Here is a 19,778-nt window from a genome sequence, read left to right as displayed (position 1 = left end):
TGGTACCGGAACCTGCGGGAGACGGTGGAGTTCGGGCAGGCCACGGAGGCGTTGCTGGGGGAGGGCTTCCGGTTCTTCGTCGAGTCCAGCCCGCACCCCGTGCTCACCTTCGGTGTCCAGCAGACCGCCGACGCGGCCGACACCGCCGGTTCCGCGCAGGGCCCCGCCGTGGTCGTGGGCACGCTGCGGCGCGGCGAGAGCGGCCTCGACCGCTTCCTGACGTCCCTGGGAGAGGCCCACGTGGGCGGCCTGCTGCCCGACTGGGACCGGGTGTTCGCCGGACACCGTCCGGGCGGCGTCTCCCTGCCCACCTACGCTTTCCAGCGCCGCCCGTACTGGCTGGAGGACACCGGCCCTGCGGCGGGCGGTCCGTCCGGTCCGTCCGCGGCGGGCGACGACTTCTGGGAGGCCCTGGGCGGGGGTGACCTGGACCGGTTCACCACCGCCCTCGGGGTGGCGCCCGAGGACCCGCTGAACGTGGTGCTCCCCGCGCTCGCCAGCTGGCGCACCGAGCGCACCGAGCGTTCGGTGGTCGACTCCTGGCGCTACCGCGTGACCTGGCGGGCCCTGCCCGAGGGCCCGGCGGTCGCATTGGACGGCAGCTGGCTCGTGCTGTCGTCGGACGGCCAGTCCGAGGACGGGGCACGCCGGTCGGAGGCGACCGTCCACGCCATGGAGCAGGCCGGGGCCTCGGTGGTCCACATACGGATCACCGAGGCGGCGGCCGACCGCGCCGTGCTGGCCGACCGGGTGCGCGCGTCCCTCGACGCGCTGCCAGGACCGGTGACGGGAGTGCTGTCGCTGCTGGGCCTCGACGAGCGCCCGCACCCGGAACACCCCTCCGTCCCGCTGGGCACCGCGCTCAACCTGGCCCTGGTGCAGGCCCTCGGCGACGCAGGGATCGGCGCGCCCCTGTGGTGGGCGACCCGGGGCGCGGTGTCGGTCGGGGGCACGGACACCGGGAGCGGGGTCAGCGCCGCGCAGAACCTGCTCTGGGGCCTGGGCCGGGTCGCCGCGCTGGAGTTCCCGCAGCGCTGGGGCGGTCTGGTCGACCTCCCGGAGGTCCTGGACCCGGACACCGCCGGGCGGCTGTGCCGGGTGCTGGCCGGCCAGGCCGGGGACGAGGACCAGGTGGCCGTCCGGGCCACCGGCTGCCACGGCCGGCGGCTGGTCCGGTCCGCCCTGGGCGACACCGCGCCGCGGCGGAGCTGGCGGCCCGGGGGCACCGTGCTGATCACCGGCGGTACCGGCGGGATCGGCGCGCAGATCGCGCGCTGGCTGGCCCGGCGGGGAGCCGGGCACCTGGTGCTGGTCAGCCGGCGCGGCCCGGACACGCCGGGTGCGCCGGAGCTCGCCGAGGAACTGGCCGCGCTCGGCACCCGGGCCACCCTGGCCTCGTGCGACGTCGCCGACCTTCAGGCCCTGCGTGCGTTGAAGGACGGCCTCGAACAGGACGGCCACCGGATCAGCACCGTCTTCCACGCCGCGGGGGCCGGGCTGCTGGTGCCACTGCCCGACACCGACGCGGACGAGTTCGCCGACACTCTGCACGCCAAGGTCGGCGGGGCCCGGAACCTGGACCTGCTCTTCGACCGGGACACCCTCGACGCGTTCGTGCTGTTCTCCTCCATCTCCGGGGTGTGGGGCAGCGCCGTCCACGGCGCCTACGCCGCCGCCAACGCCTACCTCGACGGCCTCGCCGAGGACCGCAGGAGCCGCGGCCTCGCCGCGACCTCCGTGGTGTGGGGCATCTGGAGCCCCGAGGGCGGGGCCGGCGGGATGGCGGCCGAACTGGCGGAGGAGACCCTGCGCGGCCACGGCGTGCTCTTCATGCCGCCCGCGGTCGCGATCACCGGGCTCCAGCAGGTCCTGGACCACGACGAGACGGTGGTCGTGGTCGCCGACATCGACTGGGACCGCTTCGCGACGGTCTTCACCTCGGCGCGCCCCAGCCCGCTGATCGGGGAACTCCCCGAGGTGCGCAGCGCGCTGGCCGCCGGACCGGAGACCGGCGGGACCGGTGCCGGGGGGACCCCCTCGGCGCTTCGCGACCGGCTGGCGCCGCTCCCGGCGGCCGAGCGGACCCGGGTGCTGGTCGAGCTGGTCCGGACCCACGCGGCCGCCGTCCTCGGCCACGACTCGCCGGACGCGGTCGCCCCCGGCCGCGCCTTCCGCGAGCTGGGCTTCGACTCCCTGACCGCCGTGGACATGCGCAACCGACTCAACGCCGCCACCGGCCTGCGGCTCCCGGTCACCGTCGTCTTCGACTACTCGTCGGCGACCGCGCTCGCCGGACGCCTGGAGACCGGCCTGCTGGGTGCCGCCGAGGAGCCCGCCACCGTCCGGCAGCCCCCGGCGCTACCCGCCGCCGACGACGACCCCATCGTGATCGTCGCCATGAGCTGCCGCTACCCCGGCGGCGTCCGAACCCCCGAGGACCTGTGGCGCCTGGTCGCGGACGGGCACGACGCCGTCTCCGGGCTGCCGTCCGACCGGGGCTGGGACCTCGACACGCTGTACGACGCGGACCCCGACCGGCCCGGTCGGAGCTACGCTGCCGCGGGCGGATTCGTCAGGGACGCGGACCGCTTCGACCCCGGGTTCTTCGGGATCTCCCCGCGCGAGGCCCTCGCCATGGACCCGCAGCAGCGACTGCTGCTCGAAACCTCTTGGGAGGCGATCGAGCGCGCCGGCATCGACCCGTCCACCCTGCGCGGCACCCCGACCGGCGTCTTCGCCGGCGCCTCCTACCAGGGCTACGGCGGCACCCTGCGCGACATCCCCGAGGAACTGGAGGGCCTGTTCATCGCGGGCATCTCCACCAGCGTCCTGTCCGGGCGGGTCGCCTACCAGCTCGGCCTCCAGGGGCCCGCCGTGACCGTGGACACGGCCTGCTCCTCGTCACTGGTGGCGGTCCACCTCGCCGCGCAGTCGCTGCGCTCGGGCGAGTGCACGCTGGCCCTGGCGGGCGGCGCCACGGTGATGGGCACCCCGCTGTCGTTCACCGGCTTCAGCCGGCAGCGCGGGCTTGCCGAGGACGGGCGCTGCAAGTCCTTCGCCGCCGCGGCGGACGGCTTCGGCATGGCAGAGGGCGTGGGCCTGCTGCTCCTGGAACGTCTCTCGGACGCCCGCCGCAACGGCCACCCGGTACTCGCGGTACTGCGCGGCTCGGCGATCAACCAGGACGGCGCGAGCAACGGACTGACCGCGCCCAGCGGCCTGGCCCAGCAGCGGGTGATCCGCGACGCGCTGGCGAACGCCCGGCTGTCGGCCGCCGACGTGGACGCCGTCGAGGCGCACGGCACCGGCACCCGGCTGGGCGACCCGATCGAGGCCGACGCGCTGCTGGCCATCTATGGCCAGGACCGGCCGGCCGACCGGCCGGTGTGGCTCGGGTCGCTGAAGTCGAACATCGGGCACACCCAGGCCGCCGCCGGCGTCGGCGGCATCATCAAGATGGTGCTGGCCATGGGGCACGGCGAACTGCCGCGCACCCTGCACATCGACCGGCCGACCCCGAACGTCGACTGGACGGCGGGCGCCGTCGCCCTGCTGACCGAGGCCACCCCCTGGCCCGAGACCGGCCGGCCGCGCCGGGCCGGAGTGTCCTCGTTCGGCCTGAGCGGCACCAACGCCCACGTCGTCATCGAACAGCCGCCCGCCGGGCCCGCACCCGCCCTGCCCGCCGGGCCCGCACCCGCCGCCGTCCCGTGGGTCCTGTCCGGGCGGACCGCAGAGGCGGTGAAGGCCCAGGCGGAGCGGCTGCACGCGTACCTGACGGAGCGGCCGGAGCTGCCGTCCGCCGACGTCGGCTACTCGCTGGCCACCACCAGGACCGCCTTCGAGCACCGCGCGGCCGTCGTCGGCGGCGACCGGGCGACCCTGCTGGGCGGCCTGGCCGCGCTGGCCGCCGGAGAGCGCGCACCCGGCCTGGTCCAAGGCATCGTCGCCCGGTCGGCCAGGACCGTCTTCGTCTTCCCCGGCCAGGGAACCCAGTGGGCCGGCATGGCCCGGGAACTGCTCGACCACGCCCCGGCCTTCGCCGACCGGATCGCGGCGTGCGAACGCGCCCTCGCCCCGCACCTGGAGTGGTCGCTGCTCGCGGTCCTGCGCGACGCGCCCGACGCGCCCCCGCTCGACCGGGTGGACGTGGTGCAGCCGGTGCTGTGGGCGGTGATGGTGTCGCTGGCCGAGCTGTGGCGGGCGCACGGGATCGTCCCCGACGCCGTGGTCGGCCACTCCCAGGGCGAGATCGCCGCCGCCTGCGTGGCCGGCGCGCTCTCGCTGGACGACGCGGCCCGGATCGTCGCCCTGCGCAGCCGGGCCCTGCTGGCCCTGACCGGACGCGGCGGCATGCTGTTCGTGCCGCAGCCGGTCGAAGCCGTGCGCGAGGCACTGTCCGCCCACGACGGGGCACTCGACGTTGCCGCGGTCAACGGGCCGACGTCGGTGACGGTCTCCGGCGACCCGGCTGCACTGGAACGGCTGCGCGAGCAGTACGCCGAGGCGGGCGTCCTGGCCTGGCCGGTCCCCGGCGTGGACTTCGCCGGACACTCGCCCCAGGTGGAGGAGCTCCGCGAGGAACTGCTCGCCCTGCTCGGCGGCATCGCGCCGCGGACCTCCGCCGTCCCGTTCTACTCGACGGTCAGCGGCGGCCCCGTGGACACCCTGGACCTGGACGCCGCGTACTGGTACGAGAACCTGCGCCGGCCGGTGGAGTTCGGCCGGGCGCTCGACGCGCTCGTCGCCGACGGGCACCACACCTTCGTCGAGTGCAGCACCCACCCCGCGCTGACCGTCTGGATCCAGGAGGCCGTCGAGGCGGCCGGGGTCGGCGACGGGGCCGTCGTCGGCACCCTGCGCCGCACCGAGGGCGGCCCCGGCCGCTTCCTCGCCGCGCTCACCGAGGTCCAGGTCCGCGGACTGCCGGTGGACTGGGACGCGGTGTTCGCCGGAACCGGCGCGCGCAAGCGGCCCCTGCCCACCTACGCCTTCCAGCAGCAGCGCTACTGGCTGGACGCCACCCCCGGCCGGCCCGCCGACGCCGCGACCGGCGCCGGCCCGGCCGACTCCGGCTTCTGGGCGGCGGTCGACCGCGCGGACCTGGACGCCCTCGCCACCACCCTGCAGGTCGAGGACGAAGAGCTGCGGGTCTCCCTTGCTTCCCTGGTGCCCACCCTCGCCGAGTGGGCGCGCGGCCGCGCCGACGACCGGACCGCCGACAGCTGGCGCTACCGGGTCGCCTGGAAGCCCCTGCCGGCACCCGAGCGGCCCCGGCTCACCGGCAGCTGGCTCCTCGTCGCCCCGGCCGTCGCCGCCGACGACCCGGCCGTCGCGTTCGCCGCGGACACCCTGCGCGGACACGGCGCCACCCCCGTCCTGGTCGAGGCCGGCCACGACGCGACCGACCGGACGCGGTTCGCCGCACTGCTCCGCGACGCCCACGACCGCGCCGACGGGCCGCCCGCCGGAATCCTGTCGCTGCTCGCCCTGGCCGAGGAACCGCACGGCGACGGATCGGCGCTCCCCCTCGGCCTCACCCTGACCGTCGCGCTCCTCCAGGCCCTGGGCGACCTCGGCACCGACGCCCCGCTCTGGAGCGCCACCCGGGGCGCGGTGTCGGTCGGCCGCTCCGACCGGATCGACAGCACCCTCCAAGCCCTGGCCTGGGGCCTCGGCGGGGTCGCCGGCGTCGAGTACCCGCAGCGCTGGGCCGGCCTGGTCGACCTGCCGCGACGGCTCGACGACCGGGCCGCGACCCGGCTCGCCGAAGCCCTGACCAACCCCGACGGCGAGGACCAGCTGGCGGTGCGCGCCACCGGCGTCTACGGCCGCAGGGTCGTCCACGCCGGACTCGGCGACACCGCCCCCGCACGCGACTGGGCACCCGAGGGCACCGTCCTGATCACCGGCGGCACCGGCGGCCTTGGCGCCCAGATCGCCCGCCGGCTCGCCCGCACCGGCACCGCGCACCTGCTGCTCACCAGCCGGCGCGGCGCACAGGCCCCGGGAGCCGACGCCCTGCTCGCCGAACTGCGCGGACTCGGCGCCGACGCCACTGCGGTGGCCTGCGACGTCGCCGACCGCGACGCACTGGCGGAACTGCTCGCCGGCATTCCGGCCGAGCGCCCGCTGCGCGCCGTCCTGCACACCGCGGGCGTCCTCGACGACGGGGTGATCGATTCCATCACCCCCGAACGCGCGGCCGGCGTCCTGCGCCCCAAGCTCGACGGCGCACGCAACCTCGACGCGCTCACCCGGGGAATCGACCTGACCGCCTTCGTGCTGTTCTCCTCTCTCGCCGGCACCCTCGGCGGCACCGGCCAGGGCAGCTACGCCGCCGCCAACGCCTACCTCGACGCCCTGGCCCGGCAGCGCCGCGACCTCGGACTGCCCGGCACCTCGGTGGCCTGGGGCCTGTGGGGCGGCGAGAGCCTGGCCTCCGGAGCGGTCGCCGAACGGCTGATCCGCGACGGCCTGCCCGCCATGGACCCCGCCGTGGCCACCACCGCGCTGCACCAGGCCCTCGACCACGACGACACGGCCGTCCTCGTCGCCGACTTCGCCTGGGACCGCTTCACCCGGGCGTTCACCGCGCTCCGGCCCAGCGCCGCCCTCGGGGACCTGCCCGAGGTGCGGGAAGCGCTCGCCGCCGCGGCCGGGTCCCGGGGCAGCGCCGACGGCGCCGAGCCGCCGGCGCTGCGGCTCGCCGCACTGCCCCCGGCGGAACGCGACCGGGCCCTGCTGGACCTGGTCCGCCGCGAGGTCGCCGCCGTGCTCGGCCACCCCGGGCCCGAGGCGGTGGGACCCGACCAGGCGTTCAAGGACGTCGGCTTCGACTCGCTGACCGCCGTCGAACTGCGCAACCGGCTCGCCGCGGCCACCGGCCTGCGCCTGTCGGTGACCCTGGCCTTCGACTACCCCACGGCCACCACCCTGGCCGGACACCTGCGCGCCGAACTGCCGGGGGCGCCCGCCACCGAGGCACCCGACGCCCCCGGGCAGCCGCCCGCGGCCGCCGCGGTGCCCGAGGACGAGGCGATCGCCGTGGTCGCCATGAGCTGCCGCTACCCCGGCGGCGTCAGCACCCCCGAGGAGCTGTGGGAGCTCGTCGCGGGCGGACGGGACGCGATCACCGGCTTCCCCACCGGACGGGGCTGGGACCTGGACGGCCTCTACGACCCGGACCCGGACCGGGTCGGCAGCACCTACGCGCGGGAAGGCGGCTTCCTGCACGACGCCGACCGCTTCGACCCGGCCTTCTTCGGGATCTCCCCGCGCGAGGCGCTGACCATCGACCCCCAGCAGCGGCTGCTGCTCGAACTCTCCTGGGAGGCGTTCGAGCGGGCCGGCATCGACCCGCTCTCCCTCAAGGGCAGCGCGAGCGGCGTCTTCGTCGGATGCAGCCACCACGACTACGGGTCGCGCGTCACCGAACCCTCCGAAGAGCTCGAGGGCTACCTCGGCATCGGCAGCGCGGGCAGCGTGGCGTCCGGGCGGATCTCCTACAGCCTCGGCCTCGAAGGGCCCGCGGTGACCGTCGACACGGCGTGCTCCTCGTCGCTGGTCGCGGTCCACCTCGCGGCCCGGTCGCTGCGGGCCGGCGAATGTTCGCTGGCGCTCGCCGGCGGGGTGACCGTGATGTCGACACCGGGCGCGTTCGTGGAGTTCAGCCGGCAACGGGTGCTCGCCGAAGACGGCCGCTGCAAACCGTTCGCCGCCGCCGCCGACGGCACCTCCTGGGCAGAGGGCGCCGGACTGCTCGTCCTGGAACGCCTCTCGGACGCCCGGCGCAACGGCCACCCGGTGCTCGCCCTCGTTCGCGGCTCCGCCGTCAACCAGGACGGCGCCAGCAACGGCCTGACCGCCCCCAACGGCCCCTCCCAGCAGCGGGTCATCCGGGCGGCCCTCGCCGACGCCGGACTGACCGCTTCCGAGGTCGACGCGGTGGAGGCGCACGGCACCGGGACCCGGCTGGGCGACCCGATCGAGGCCCAGGCGCTCCTGGCCACGTACGGCCGGGAACGCGGCGCGCAGCAGCCGCTGTTGCTGGGGTCGCTGAAGTCGAACATCGGACACAGCCAGGCCGCCGCCGGCGTCGCAGGCATCATCAAGATGGTGCAGGCCATGCGGCACGGGGCGCTGCCGCGCACCCTGCACGTCGACGCGCCGACACCCCACGTCGACTGGTCGGCCGGCGCGGTCCGGCTGCTCACCGACGACACCCCGTGGCCGGAGACCGGCCGCCCCCGGCGGGCCGCGGTGTCGTCGTTCGGAGTCAGCGGCACCAACGCCCACACCATCCTCGAACAGCCCACCGAACCGGCCCCGGCCGCCGCCCCCGCGCCGCCCCCTGACACGCCCGTCGCCCCCGCCGAGCCCGCCCTGCCCTGGCTGCTCTCCGCCCGTGGTGCGGACGCGCTGCGGGAGCAGGCCGCCCGGCTGCTCCGGCACATGGAGCACGCCCCGACCCTCGCCGTCGCGGACGTGGGCCGCTCCCTGGCGCTGAACCGCAGCGCCTTCGAGCACCGGGCCGCCCTCACCGGCACGGACCGGCAGACCCTGCTCCAGGCGCTCGCCGCCCTCGCCGCCGGCGAGCCGTCGGCGGACCTGGTGCGCGGGATCACCGGCCCGGCCGCGAAGACCGCCTTCCTGTTCCCCGGCCAGGGCAGCCAGCGCACCGGCATGGGCGCCGGACTGTACGCACGGTTCCCGGTCTTCGCCGACGCCTTCGACGCGGTCTGCGCGGAACTCGATCCGCTGCTCGACCGCCCGCTGCGGGAGGTGATCGACGCGGCCCCCGGCGACCCCGGCCACGGGCTGCTGGACCGCACCGAGTACGCCCAGCCCGCCCTGTTCGCACTCGGCGTCGCCCTGTTCCGCCTCGTCGAGCACTGGGGCGTGCGCCCCGACCGGCTGCTCGGCCACTCCGTGGGAGAGCTGGCCGCCGCCCACGTCGCCGGGGTGTTCACCCTGCCCGACGCCGCGGCGCTGGTGGTCGCGCGGGGACGGCTGATGCAGGCCCTCCCGGCGGGCGGCGCGATGGTCGCCCTCGCCGCCGGGGAGGAGGAGGTGCTGCCACTGCTCGCGGGCCGTGAGGGCGAGGTCGGCCTCGCCGCGGTCAACGGCCCGGCCTCGACCGTGGTCTCCGGCGACGCGGCGGCGGTGGACGAGATCGCCGCCGTGCTCGCCGCGCGCGGCCGCAAGACCCGGCGGCTGCGGGTCTCCCACGCCTTCCACTCGCCCCTCATGGAGCCGATGCTCGCCGAGTTCCGCGAGGTCGTGGCCCGGATCGTCCCGGGGGAGGCCGCCGTCCCGGTGATCTCCGACCTGACGGGCGAGCCGGCCACCGCCGAGCAGCTCGGCTCGCCGGACTACTGGGTGGAGCACGTGCGCGGCACCGTCCGCTTCCAGGACGGCGTACGCCACCTGGAACGCGACGGCGTCACCGCGTTCCTCGAACTCGGACCCGACGGCGCGCTCACCGCCATGGGCCAGGACTGCCTGACCGGCGCCACCGGCAGCCCGGTGCTGATGCCCCTGCTGCGCAAGGACCGGCCTGAAGCACCCGCGGCGACGGCCGCCCTGGCCCGGCTGCACGTCACGGGCGTCCCCGTGGACTGGGACGCCGTCCACTCCGGCGGCCCGGCCGGCTCCGCCGTCGACCTGCCGACCTACGCCTTCCAGCGCGGCAGCTACTGGCTGCAGGCCGGCCCGGCCGCGGCCGGACTGCCCGCAGCCGGACTTCAGGCGGTCGACCACCCGCTGCTCGGCGCCGGAACGGAACTCGCGGACTCCGACGGCTTCCTCTTCACCGGCAGGTTCTCGGTCCGCAGCCACCCCTGGCTGGCCGACCACGGCGTCTACGAGGGGGTGCTGTTCCCCGCCACCGCGTTCCTGGAACTCGCGGTCCGCGCGGGCGACCAGGTCGGCTGCGACCAGGTCGAGGAACTGACCCTGGAGGCACCGCTGGTGCTCCCGGCGGGCGGAGCCGTCGCACTCCAGCTCACCGTCGGAAGCCCGGACGCCGCCGGCACCCGTCCGCTGAGCGTCCACGCCCGGGCCGCCGACGACAGCCCCGACGCCCCCTGGACCCGGCACGCGAGCGGCCTGCTCAGCTCCACCGGAGCCGCGGACCCGGCCGACCCGGCCGACCCGGCGGACCCCGAGGCCTGGCCGCCGCCCGGAGCCGTCCCCCTCGACACGGAGGGCCTGTACGACCGCTTCGCGGGCGGCGGGTTCGCCTACGGCCCCGCGTTCCAGGGCCTGCGCGCGGCCTGGCGGCTCGGCGACGAGGTGTACGCCCTCGCGAGCCTGCCCCAGGAGCAGCGGCCGGACGCCGCCGCGTTCGGCCTGCACCCGGCCCTGCTGGACGCCGCCCTGCACTCACTGGTGTTCGACGTCCTCAAGGGGCCCGCGCAGGGCTGGCTGCCGTTCTCCTGGAACGGGGTGCGCCTGCACGCCTCCGGGGCCGCCGAACTCCGGCTGCGGCTGACCCCGACCGGCCGCGACGCCGTCGCCGTACAGGTGACCGACACCACCGGGCGGCCGGTGCTCTCGGCCCGCTCCCTGGTCCTGCGGCCCGTCTCGCGCGACCGCTTCAAGGCCACCCGCGTCGGACACCACGAGGAACTGTTCCGCCCCGAGTGGCAGGCCCTGCCCGAGCGCGCCGCGACGGCGGCCGGCACCGCCTTCGACCCGGAGCCCTGGACCGTGCTCGGCACCGGGACACTCCCCGGCCGCACGGTCACCGACCTCGCCGCGCTGTCCGCACTGCTCGACGCGGGCGCCCCACCGCCCCGGCTGGTGCTGGCCGCCTGCCCGCCCGCCTCGGCCCCGTACGCGCCGCCCGGCACCCTCCGTGACGCGGTCCACGACGGACTCGGCACGGTCCTCGCCCTGCTGCGCGACTGGCTGGCCGAGGAGCGGCTGGCCGGGGCCAAGCTGGTCCTGGTCACCTCGGGCGCGGTCCCGGTGACCGGCGACGACGTCCCGGACCCGGCCCTGGCCGCGCTCTGGGGCCTGGTCCGCTCGGCGCAGACCGAGAACCCCGACCGCTTCGTCCTGCTGGACCTGGACGCCCACGAGAACCCGCCCGCGCTGCTCGCCGAAGCCCTCGCGTCCGGGGAACCCCAGCTCGCGATCCGGGCCGGAGCCGTCCACGTCGCCCGGCTGGCCCGGGTACCGCTGGCCGTCACCGGGCGCACGCCCGGCTGGGGCGGCGACGGAACCGTCCTGATCACCGGCGGCACCGGCGCCATCGGCGCCCACGTCGCCCGCCACCTCGCCGCCGAACACGGCGTCCGGCACCTGCTGCTGACCAGCCGCAGCGGCCCCGCCGCCGACGGCGCGGCGGAACTCCTCGCCGAGCTCGCCGCCCTGGGCGCGCACGCCGAGATCGTCGCCTGCGACGCCGCCGACCGCGACGCCCTCGCGGCCCTGCTGGCCGCCCTGCCCCCCACGCACCCGCTGACCGGGGTGGTGCACGCCGCGGGCGTGCTGGCCGACGGCGTCGTCGCCACCATGACGCCCGCGCGACTGGACCACGTCCTGCGCCCCAAGGTGGACGCGGCGATCAACCTGCACGAACTCACCGCCGGCCTGGAGCTGTCCGAGTTCGTCCTGTTCTCGTCCATCGCCGGGATCTTCGGCGGCATGGGCCAGGGCAACTACGCCGCCGCCAACGCCTTCCTCGACGCCCTGGCCCACCGGCGCCGCGCCGATGGGCTGCCCGGCCGCTCCCTCGCCTGGGGCCTGTGGGCCAACAGCACCGGGATGACCGGCGGGCTCACCGAGGCCGACCTGCGACGGATCTCCCGGGGCGGGATCGTCGCCTTCGACCCGGCCCAGGGACTGGCGCTCTTCGACACGGCCGGCACCCTCGACGAGCCGGTCGTCCTCCCGCTGCGGCTCGACACCGCGGCCGTCCGCGCCCAGGCCGCCACCGGCGGCGTCCCCGCCCTGCTGCGCGGCCTGGTGCGCCCCGCCGCCCGGCGCGGCGCCGCGGGCCCCGCGGCCGGCACCGGCCCCGACGGGCCCGAGGCCCTGAAGCAGCGCCTCGGCTCCCTCAACGAGACCCAGCGCGGCCGGGTCCTGCTCGACCTGGTCCGCTCGCACGCCGCCCTGGTGCTCGGCCACAGCGGCCCGGCCGCGGTCGAGCCCGGACGCGGCCTGCTGGAGGTCGGCTTCGACTCGCTGACCGCGGTGGAACTGCGCAACCGGCTGCGCGCCGCAACCGGCCACCCGCTGCCGGCCACCCTGCTCTTCGACCACCCCACCCCGGCCGCGATCGCCGCACACCTCGCCGCCGAACTGCTCCCCGACGCCGGACCCGGCCCGCTCCCCGGCCTTGCCGAACTGGACCGCCTGGCAGGCGCCCTCGACGGCCTCCCCGACGACCCGGCGGACCGCGAACGGCTGGCCGGGCGGCTCCGGGAGCTCCTGCGCCGCCTCGACGACCCGGCGGCCACCCCGGCCGACGGCGACGGCACGGCGGCCGGGGTGGCCGCCTCCATCGAGGACCGGATGGACGGCGCCAGCGACGACGAACTCTTCGACCTCATCGACAGCGAACTCGGCCGGTCATGACACCGACCCGACCCGCGAACCAGGACGGTGGCCCCCAATGGTGAACGACGACAAGCTGAGGGACTACCTCAAGCGCGTGACGGCGGACCTGCACCACACCCGCCGGCGCCTGACCGAGGCCGAGGAAGCGGGCCGCGAACCGATCGCGGTCGTCGCGATGAGCTGCCGCTACCCCGGCGGCGTACGGTCCCCCGAGGACCTGTGGCGCCTGGTCACCGACGGCACCGATGCCATCACCGGCTTCCCCCGCGACCGGGGCTGGGACCTGGACCACCTGGACGACCCGGAACAACTGTGCGAGGGCACCAGCCACACCGCCCTGGGCGGATTCCTCGACGACGTCGGGCACTTCGACCCCGGATTCTTCGGGATCTCCCCGCGCGAAGCGCTCGCGATGGACCCGCAGCAGCGGCTCCTCCTGGAGACCACCTGGGAGGCGTTCGAACGGGCCGGCATCGACCCCGCGACCCTGCGGGGCAGCAGGACCGGCGTCTTCGCCGGGGTGATGTACCAGGACTACGCGGTACGGCTGCGCCAGGTCCCCGACGACGTGGCCGGCTACGTCGGCAGCGGCAGCTCCGACAGCGTCGCCTCGGGCCGCGTCGCCTACACCTTCGGTCTGGAGGGCCCGGCGGTCAGCATCGACACCGCATGCTCCTCCTCCCTGGTCGCCATCCACCTCGCCGCCCAAGCCCTGCGGGCCGGCGACTGCACCCTGGCCCTGGCCGGGGGCGCGATGGTCATGTCGACACCCGTTCCGTTCGTGGAGATGAGCCGCCAGGGCGGCCTGGCCCGGGACGGCCGCTGCAAGTCCTTCGCCGCCGCCGCCGACGGCACCGGCTGGGGCGAGGGCGTCGGCATGCTCCTGCTGGAGCGCCTCTCGGACGCCCGGCGCAACGGCCACCCGGTCCTCGCCCTGATCCGCGGCACCGCCGTCAACCAGGACGGCGCCAGCAGCAGGCTCACCGCCCCCAACGGCCCCGCCCAGCAGCGCGTCATCCGCCACGCCCTGGCCAACGCCGGACTCACCCCCGCCGATGTGGACGTGGTCGAGGCGCACGGCACCGGCACCCCGCTGGGCGACCCGATCGAGGCCCAGGCCCTGCTGGCCACCTACGGGCAGGACCGCGCGGACGGGCAGCCGCTGCTGCTCGGCTCGCTGAAGTCCAACATCGGGCACACCCAGGCGGCGGCCGGCGTCGGCGGCGTCATCAAGACCGTCCTCGCCATGCGGCACGGTACCGTCCCGCCCACCCTGCACGCGCAGGACCCGTCCCCGCAGATCGACTGGACCGCGGGCGCGGTACGCCTGGTCACCGCGAACACCCCCTGGCCCGAGACCGGACGGCCGCGCCGGGCCGCGGTGTCCTCCTTCGGCGTCAGCGGCACCAACGGACACGTCGTCCTGGAACAGGCGGACGAACCCGTGCTGGAACAGGCGGACGAACCCGCCGCCCCCGCCGTCCTCCCCTGGGTGCTCTCCGGACGCACCGCCGAAGCGCTGCGCGCCCAGGCCGCACGGCTCCGCGACCACCTCGACGCCCACCCCGGACCCGGCCCGGCCGAGGTCGGCCACGCCCTCGCGACGACCCGCGCCGCGCACGAGCACCGGGCGGTCCTGATCGGCGCCCACCCCGACGAGTTCCGGGCCGGCCTCGATGCCGTGGTGGCCGGCCGCACCGCCCCCGGCCTGGTCCTGGGCACTGCCGGAGCCGGCGGCGAAGTCGCCCTGGTGTTCCCCGGACAGGGATCCCAATGGGCCGGCATGGCCGTCGAACTCCTCGACTCCGCCCCCGCCTTCGCCGCCCGCATCGCGGACTGCGAGCGTGCCCTGGCCCCATTCGTCGACTGGTCCCTGGAAGCCGTCCTGCGCGGCGCTCCCGGCACCCCGCCGGCCGAACGCGTCGACGTGGTGCAGCCGGTGCTGTGGGCCGTCATGGTCTCCCTGGCCGAACTGTGGCGCTCCCACGGCATCACCCCCGGCGCGGTCATCGGCCACTCCCAGGGCGAGATCGCCGCCGCCGTGGTGGCGGGAGCGCTGAGCCTGGAGGACGGGGCGAAGGTCGTCGCCCTGCGCAGCCGCGCCATCCGCGCCCTGTCCGGCCGCGGCGGCATGGCCTCGGTGGCCCTGCCTGCCGAACAGGTCGCCGAACACCTCGCCCCCTGGGACGGCCGGCTCTCCGTCGCCGCCGTCAACGGACCCGCCTCCACCGTGGTCTCCGGCGACACCGACGCGCTCGACGCCTTCCTCGACCGGACGACGGCCCTGGACATCCGCAGCCGGCGCATCCCCGTCGACTACGCCTCGCACAGCGCCCACGTCGAGGACATCCGCACCGAACTGCTCGCCCGGCTCGACGGACTGACCCCCCGCCCGTCCGCCATCCCCTTCTACTCCACCCTCAGCGGCGGCCTGCTGGAGGACACCACCGCCCTGGACGCCGACTACTGGTACCGCAACCTCCGCGGGACCGTCCGCTTCGAACAGGCGACCCGCGCCCTGCTCGCCGACGGCTACCAGGTCCTCCTGGAAAGCAGCCCACACCCCGTCCTCACCGTCGGTGTCCTGGAGACCGCCGAGGACGCGGGCGCCGACGCCACCGCCGTGGGCACCCTGCGCCGCGACGACGGCGGCCCGCGCCGGTTCACCGAGTCCCTGGCCGAACTCCACCTGCGCGGAGTCTCCCCGGACTGGGACACCGTCTTCGCCGACCGCCGCCCCGGACGGGTGGAACTGCCCACCTACGCCTTCCAACGCGACCCGTACTGGTTGGAGGACGGAGCCGCGCCCGTCGGCGACGTCACCTCTGCCGGACTGACCCCCGCGGACCATCCGCTGCTGGGCGCCGTCGTGGTCCTCGCGGACAGCGACGGCCTGCTCCTCACCGGCCGCCTGTCGGCCCGCACCCACCCGTGGCTCGCCGACCACGCCGTCGGCGGCCGGGTACTGCTCCCGGGCACCGCCTTCCTGGAACTCGCGCTCCAGGCCGGAGCCCGCGTCGGCTGCCCCCGGGTCGAGGAATTCACCCTCGAGGCCCCCCTGGTGCTGCCCGAACACGGCGGCACCGTGCTGCGCCTCACCGTGGGCCCCCCCGACTCCCTGGGCCACCGCCCGCTCAGCCTGCACTCCCGGCCGGACACACCCGTCGACGGTGACCCCGACGGCGACGAGTGGACCAGGCACGCCGAAGGCGTCCTGGCCCAGGACGGCGCGGAAGGCGCCGAGGCCGACGGGCCGATGCCCTGGCCGCCGCCCGGCGCCGAACCCCTCGCCCTCGACGGACTGTATGACCGCTTCGCGGCGGCCGGATTCGCCTACGGTCCCGCCTTCCGGGGCCTGAACGCGGTCTGGCGGCGCGGCGACGAGCTGTTCGCGGAGGCCGTCGTACCCGCTGGGCCCGCACCCGATGCCGCCCGCTTCGGCCTGCACCCGGCCCTGCTGGACGCGGCCCTGCACGCCACCGGTGTGCCCGGCACCCCCGGCGCGGAGGCCCACCCCGAGGGACGGCTGCCGTTCTCCTGGAACGGCGTGACCCTGCACGCCACCGGCGCCGGCGCGATCCGCGTCCGGCTCGCCCCGGCCGGGCCCGACGCGGTGACGCTCGCCGTCGTCGACGCGACCGGCGCCCCCGTGGCGACCGTGGACGCACTGGTCCTGCGGCCCGCGGGCACCGTCAGCCTCGGCGCCGACCGCGCCCCTCACGGCCGCCGCCACCAGGACCTCTATGCGACGGAGTGGGTCACCACACCCGCGCGCGGCAGCGGCGCACCCGTTCACCGCACCGCGGACCTGGCCAGGCTGCTGGCCGCCGTCGACGCCGGAGCTCCGGTGCCCGAAACGGTCCTGCTCGCCTGCGCGGAGCCCACGGACACGGCCGGACCGGCCGCGGTGGTCCGCGCGGTCGTCCACCAAGCCCTCAGCGACGTCCGGACCTGGCTCGCCGACGACCGCTTCGCCGACTCTCGCCTGGTGTTCGCCACCCGGGGTGCGGTCAGCGCCGGGGAGGGGGAGGACGTACGCAACCCCGCGCACAGCGCGCTCTGGGGCCTGGTCCGTTCGGCCCGGTCTGAACACCCCGGGCGCTTCGCCCTGCTCGACCTCGACGCCGACGACGAGCACGGCACCTCCGCAGGCGTCGCCGCGGCCCTCGCCTCGGGAGAACCGCAGTCCGCGGTCCGCGGCGACGACGTCCGCGTACCCCGGCTGGCCCGGGTCCTCAGGAACGACCCGGACCTCTCGGACGACGCGGCAGGGCCCCTCCGGGCCTTCGACCCGGACGGCACGGTCCTCATCACCGGCGGCACCGGCCTGCTCGGCTCCCACGTCGCCCGCCGCCTGGTCACCGGGCACGGCGTCCGGCACCTGCTCCTGCTCTCCCGCAGCGGCCCGGCCGCCGCCGGAGCCGACGAACTGCGGGCCGAACTCGCCGCGCTGGGAGCCGAGACCGCCATCGTCGCCTGCGACGCCGCCGACCGGGTCGCCCTGGCCGCCGTATTCGCGGACCTGCCGCCCGCGCACCCGCTGACCGCCGTGGTCCATACCGCGGGCACCCTCGACGACGGCGTCGTCACCGCACTCACCCCCGAACGGGTGGACGCCGTGCTGCGCCCCAAGGTCGACGCCGCCCTCCACCTGCACGAACTGACCCGCGGCCTCGATCTGACGCACTTCGTGCTCTTCTCCTCGGCCGCAGGCACCTTCGGCGGCCCCGGACAGGCCAACTACGCCGCCGCCAACGCCTTCCTCGACGCCCTGGCCGTCCAGCGTCGGGCGGCGGGCCTGGCCGGCCAGGCCCTGGCCTGGACCCTGTGGGAGCAGGCCAGCGCCCTCACCGGACACCTGGACGAGGACGACGTACGACGCCTCGCCCGGTCCGGGATGCCGCCGCTCTCCACCGAGCGGGGACTCGCGCTCTTCGACACCGCCCTCACCGTGGACCGGGCCGCCCTGGTCCCGATGCGCCTCGACACCGCGGCCCTGCGGTCCGCGGCGGCGGAGGGCACTCTGCCGCCGCTGCTGCGCGGCCTGGTGCGCACACCGCCGCGCCGGGCGGCCACGGCCGCGCAGGCGACGGCCGACGACAACGCCCTGCGCCGGCGCCTCGCGGCCCTCGACGGCACCGGACAGACCCGGCTGCTCGTCGAACTCGTCCGCACCCACGCGGCTGCGGTCCTCGGCCATGCCTCCCCGGACACCCTCGACCCCGGACGGGCCTTCCGCGAACTGGGCTTCGACTCACTGGCCTCGGTGGAACTGCGCAACCGCCTGAACGCCGCCACCGGCCTGCGGCTTCCCGCCAGCCTGGTGTTCGACCACCCGACCCCGGCCGCGCTCGCGGACTTTTTGGGCGCCGGACTCACGGACACGGAAGCGGCCAGGGCCGTCATGCCCGCCGTACCCGCAGGGTCGGCCGACCGGAACCGGGACGCGGACGACGACCGGATCGCGATCGTCTCCGCGGCCTGCCGCCTCCCCGGCGATGTCCGCTCACCCGAGGACCTGTGGCGGATGCTGGCCGAGGGCCGCGACGGCATCTCCGGGTTCCCCACCGACCGGGGCTGGAGCCTGGACACGCTCTACGACCCCGATCCCGACCGCATCGGCACCTCCGTCACCCGAGACGGCGGCTTCCTCCACGACGCGGCCGGGTTCGACGCGGAGTTCTTCGGCATCTCGCCGCGCGAGGCGGCGGCGATGGACCCGCAGCAGCGGCTGCTCCTGGAAACCACCTGGGAACTCTTCGAGCGCGCGGCCATCGACCCGTCCACCCTGCGCGGCGCCCCGGTCGGTACGTACGTCGGCCTGATGCAGCAGGACTACGCGGCCCGGTTGCTGCCCTACATCCCCGAGGACGTCGAGGGATTCCTCGGCACCGGCAACTCGGGAAGCGTCGTCTCCGGACGCCTGGCCTACTTCTTCGGCCTGGAAGGCCCCGCGGTCACCGTGGACACCGCGTGCTCGTCCTCGCTGGTGGCCCTGCACCTCGCGGTACGGGCGCTGCGATCCGGCGAATGCTCGCTGGCCCTGGCCGGCGGCGTCAACGTGATGTGCAGCCCCGAACTGTTCGTCGAGTTCAGCCGACAGGGCGGACTCGCTCCGGACGGCCGCTGCAAGTCCTTCGCCGCGGCGGCCGACGGTACCGCCTTCGGCGAAGGCACGGGCATGCTGCTGGTGGAGCGGTTGTCGGATGCGCGGCGCAACGGGCATCCGGTGCTGGCGGTGATCCGTGGTTCGGCGGTGAATCAGGATGGTGCGAGCAATGGTCTGACGGCGCCGAACGGTCCGTCGCAGCAGCGGGTGATCCGTGCGGCGTTGGCGGATGCGGGGCTGACGGCGTCCGAGGTGGACGTGGTGGAGGCGCACGGTACGGGGACGCGGTTGGGTGACCCGATCGAGGCGCAGGCGCTGCTGGCGACGTACGGGCAGGACCGGCCCGCGGACCGGCCGGTGTGGATCGGCTCGCTGAAGTCCAACATCGGACACGCCTCGGCTGCCGCCGGTGTGGCGGGGGTCATCAAGTCGGTGCTCGCCTTGCGGCACGGCGTGATGCCCAAGACGCTGCACGTGGACGGTCCGACGCCCGAGGTGGACTGGTCCGCGGGGGCCGGCCGACTGCTGACGGAGGCCCGTGCGTGGGACGACACGGGCCGTCCGCGCCGGGCGGGGGTGTCCTCCTTCGGCGTCAGCGGCACCAACGCCCACGTCATCCTCGAACAGGCCCCGACCGACCCGACAGCCCCCGCAGACGGGCTCGTTGACGGGTCCGGGACACCGGGGACCGTACCCGCCGCCGTCCCCTTGCTCCTCTCGGCGCGCACTCCGGAGGCGCTGTGCGCCCAGGCTGCGGCGCTGTCGGCCCGGATCGGAGACGGGTCGGGCGTCCGCGCCGTGGACGTGGCCTTCTCCCTGGCCACGGGCCGCAGCGCGCTGGGACACCGCGCGGTGCTGGTGGGCACGGAGGAGAACCTCGCCGAGCACCTGGCCGCGCTGTCACAGGGTGCTGCGGTGGCCGGCGGCGGGTTGGTTTCCGGTCGTGTGGTGTTGGTGTTCCCGGGTCAGGGTTCGCAGTGGGTGGGGATGGCCGCGGGGCTGTTGGGTGAGTCGGAGGTGTTCGCGGGGCGGATGGCGGAGTGCGGGCGGGCTCTGGCGCCTTATGTGGACTGGTCGTTGGCGGAGGTGTTGGGTTCGG

The 19,778-nt window shown here is 76.0% G+C and carries 2 protein-coding genes; both read left to right on the top strand.

Annotation, left to right across the window (positions count from 1 at the left end; translation table 11 throughout):
- On the top strand, positions 1-12,588 hold a 12,588-nt coding region (locus ACZ52J_RS41755), incomplete at its 5' end, for a type I polyketide synthase (RefSeq protein WP_465626587.1).
- A 37-nt stretch (positions 12,589-12,625) separates the two neighbouring features.
- Positions 12,626-19,778 (top strand): type I polyketide synthase (locus tag ACZ52J_RS41750; RefSeq protein ID WP_465626585.1); only part of this gene is annotated, 7,153 nt, incomplete at its 3' end.

Source organism: Kitasatospora sp. NPDC034035 (genome assembly GCF_055575755.1).
This window is presented reverse-complemented; position numbering and strand designations above follow the sequence as displayed.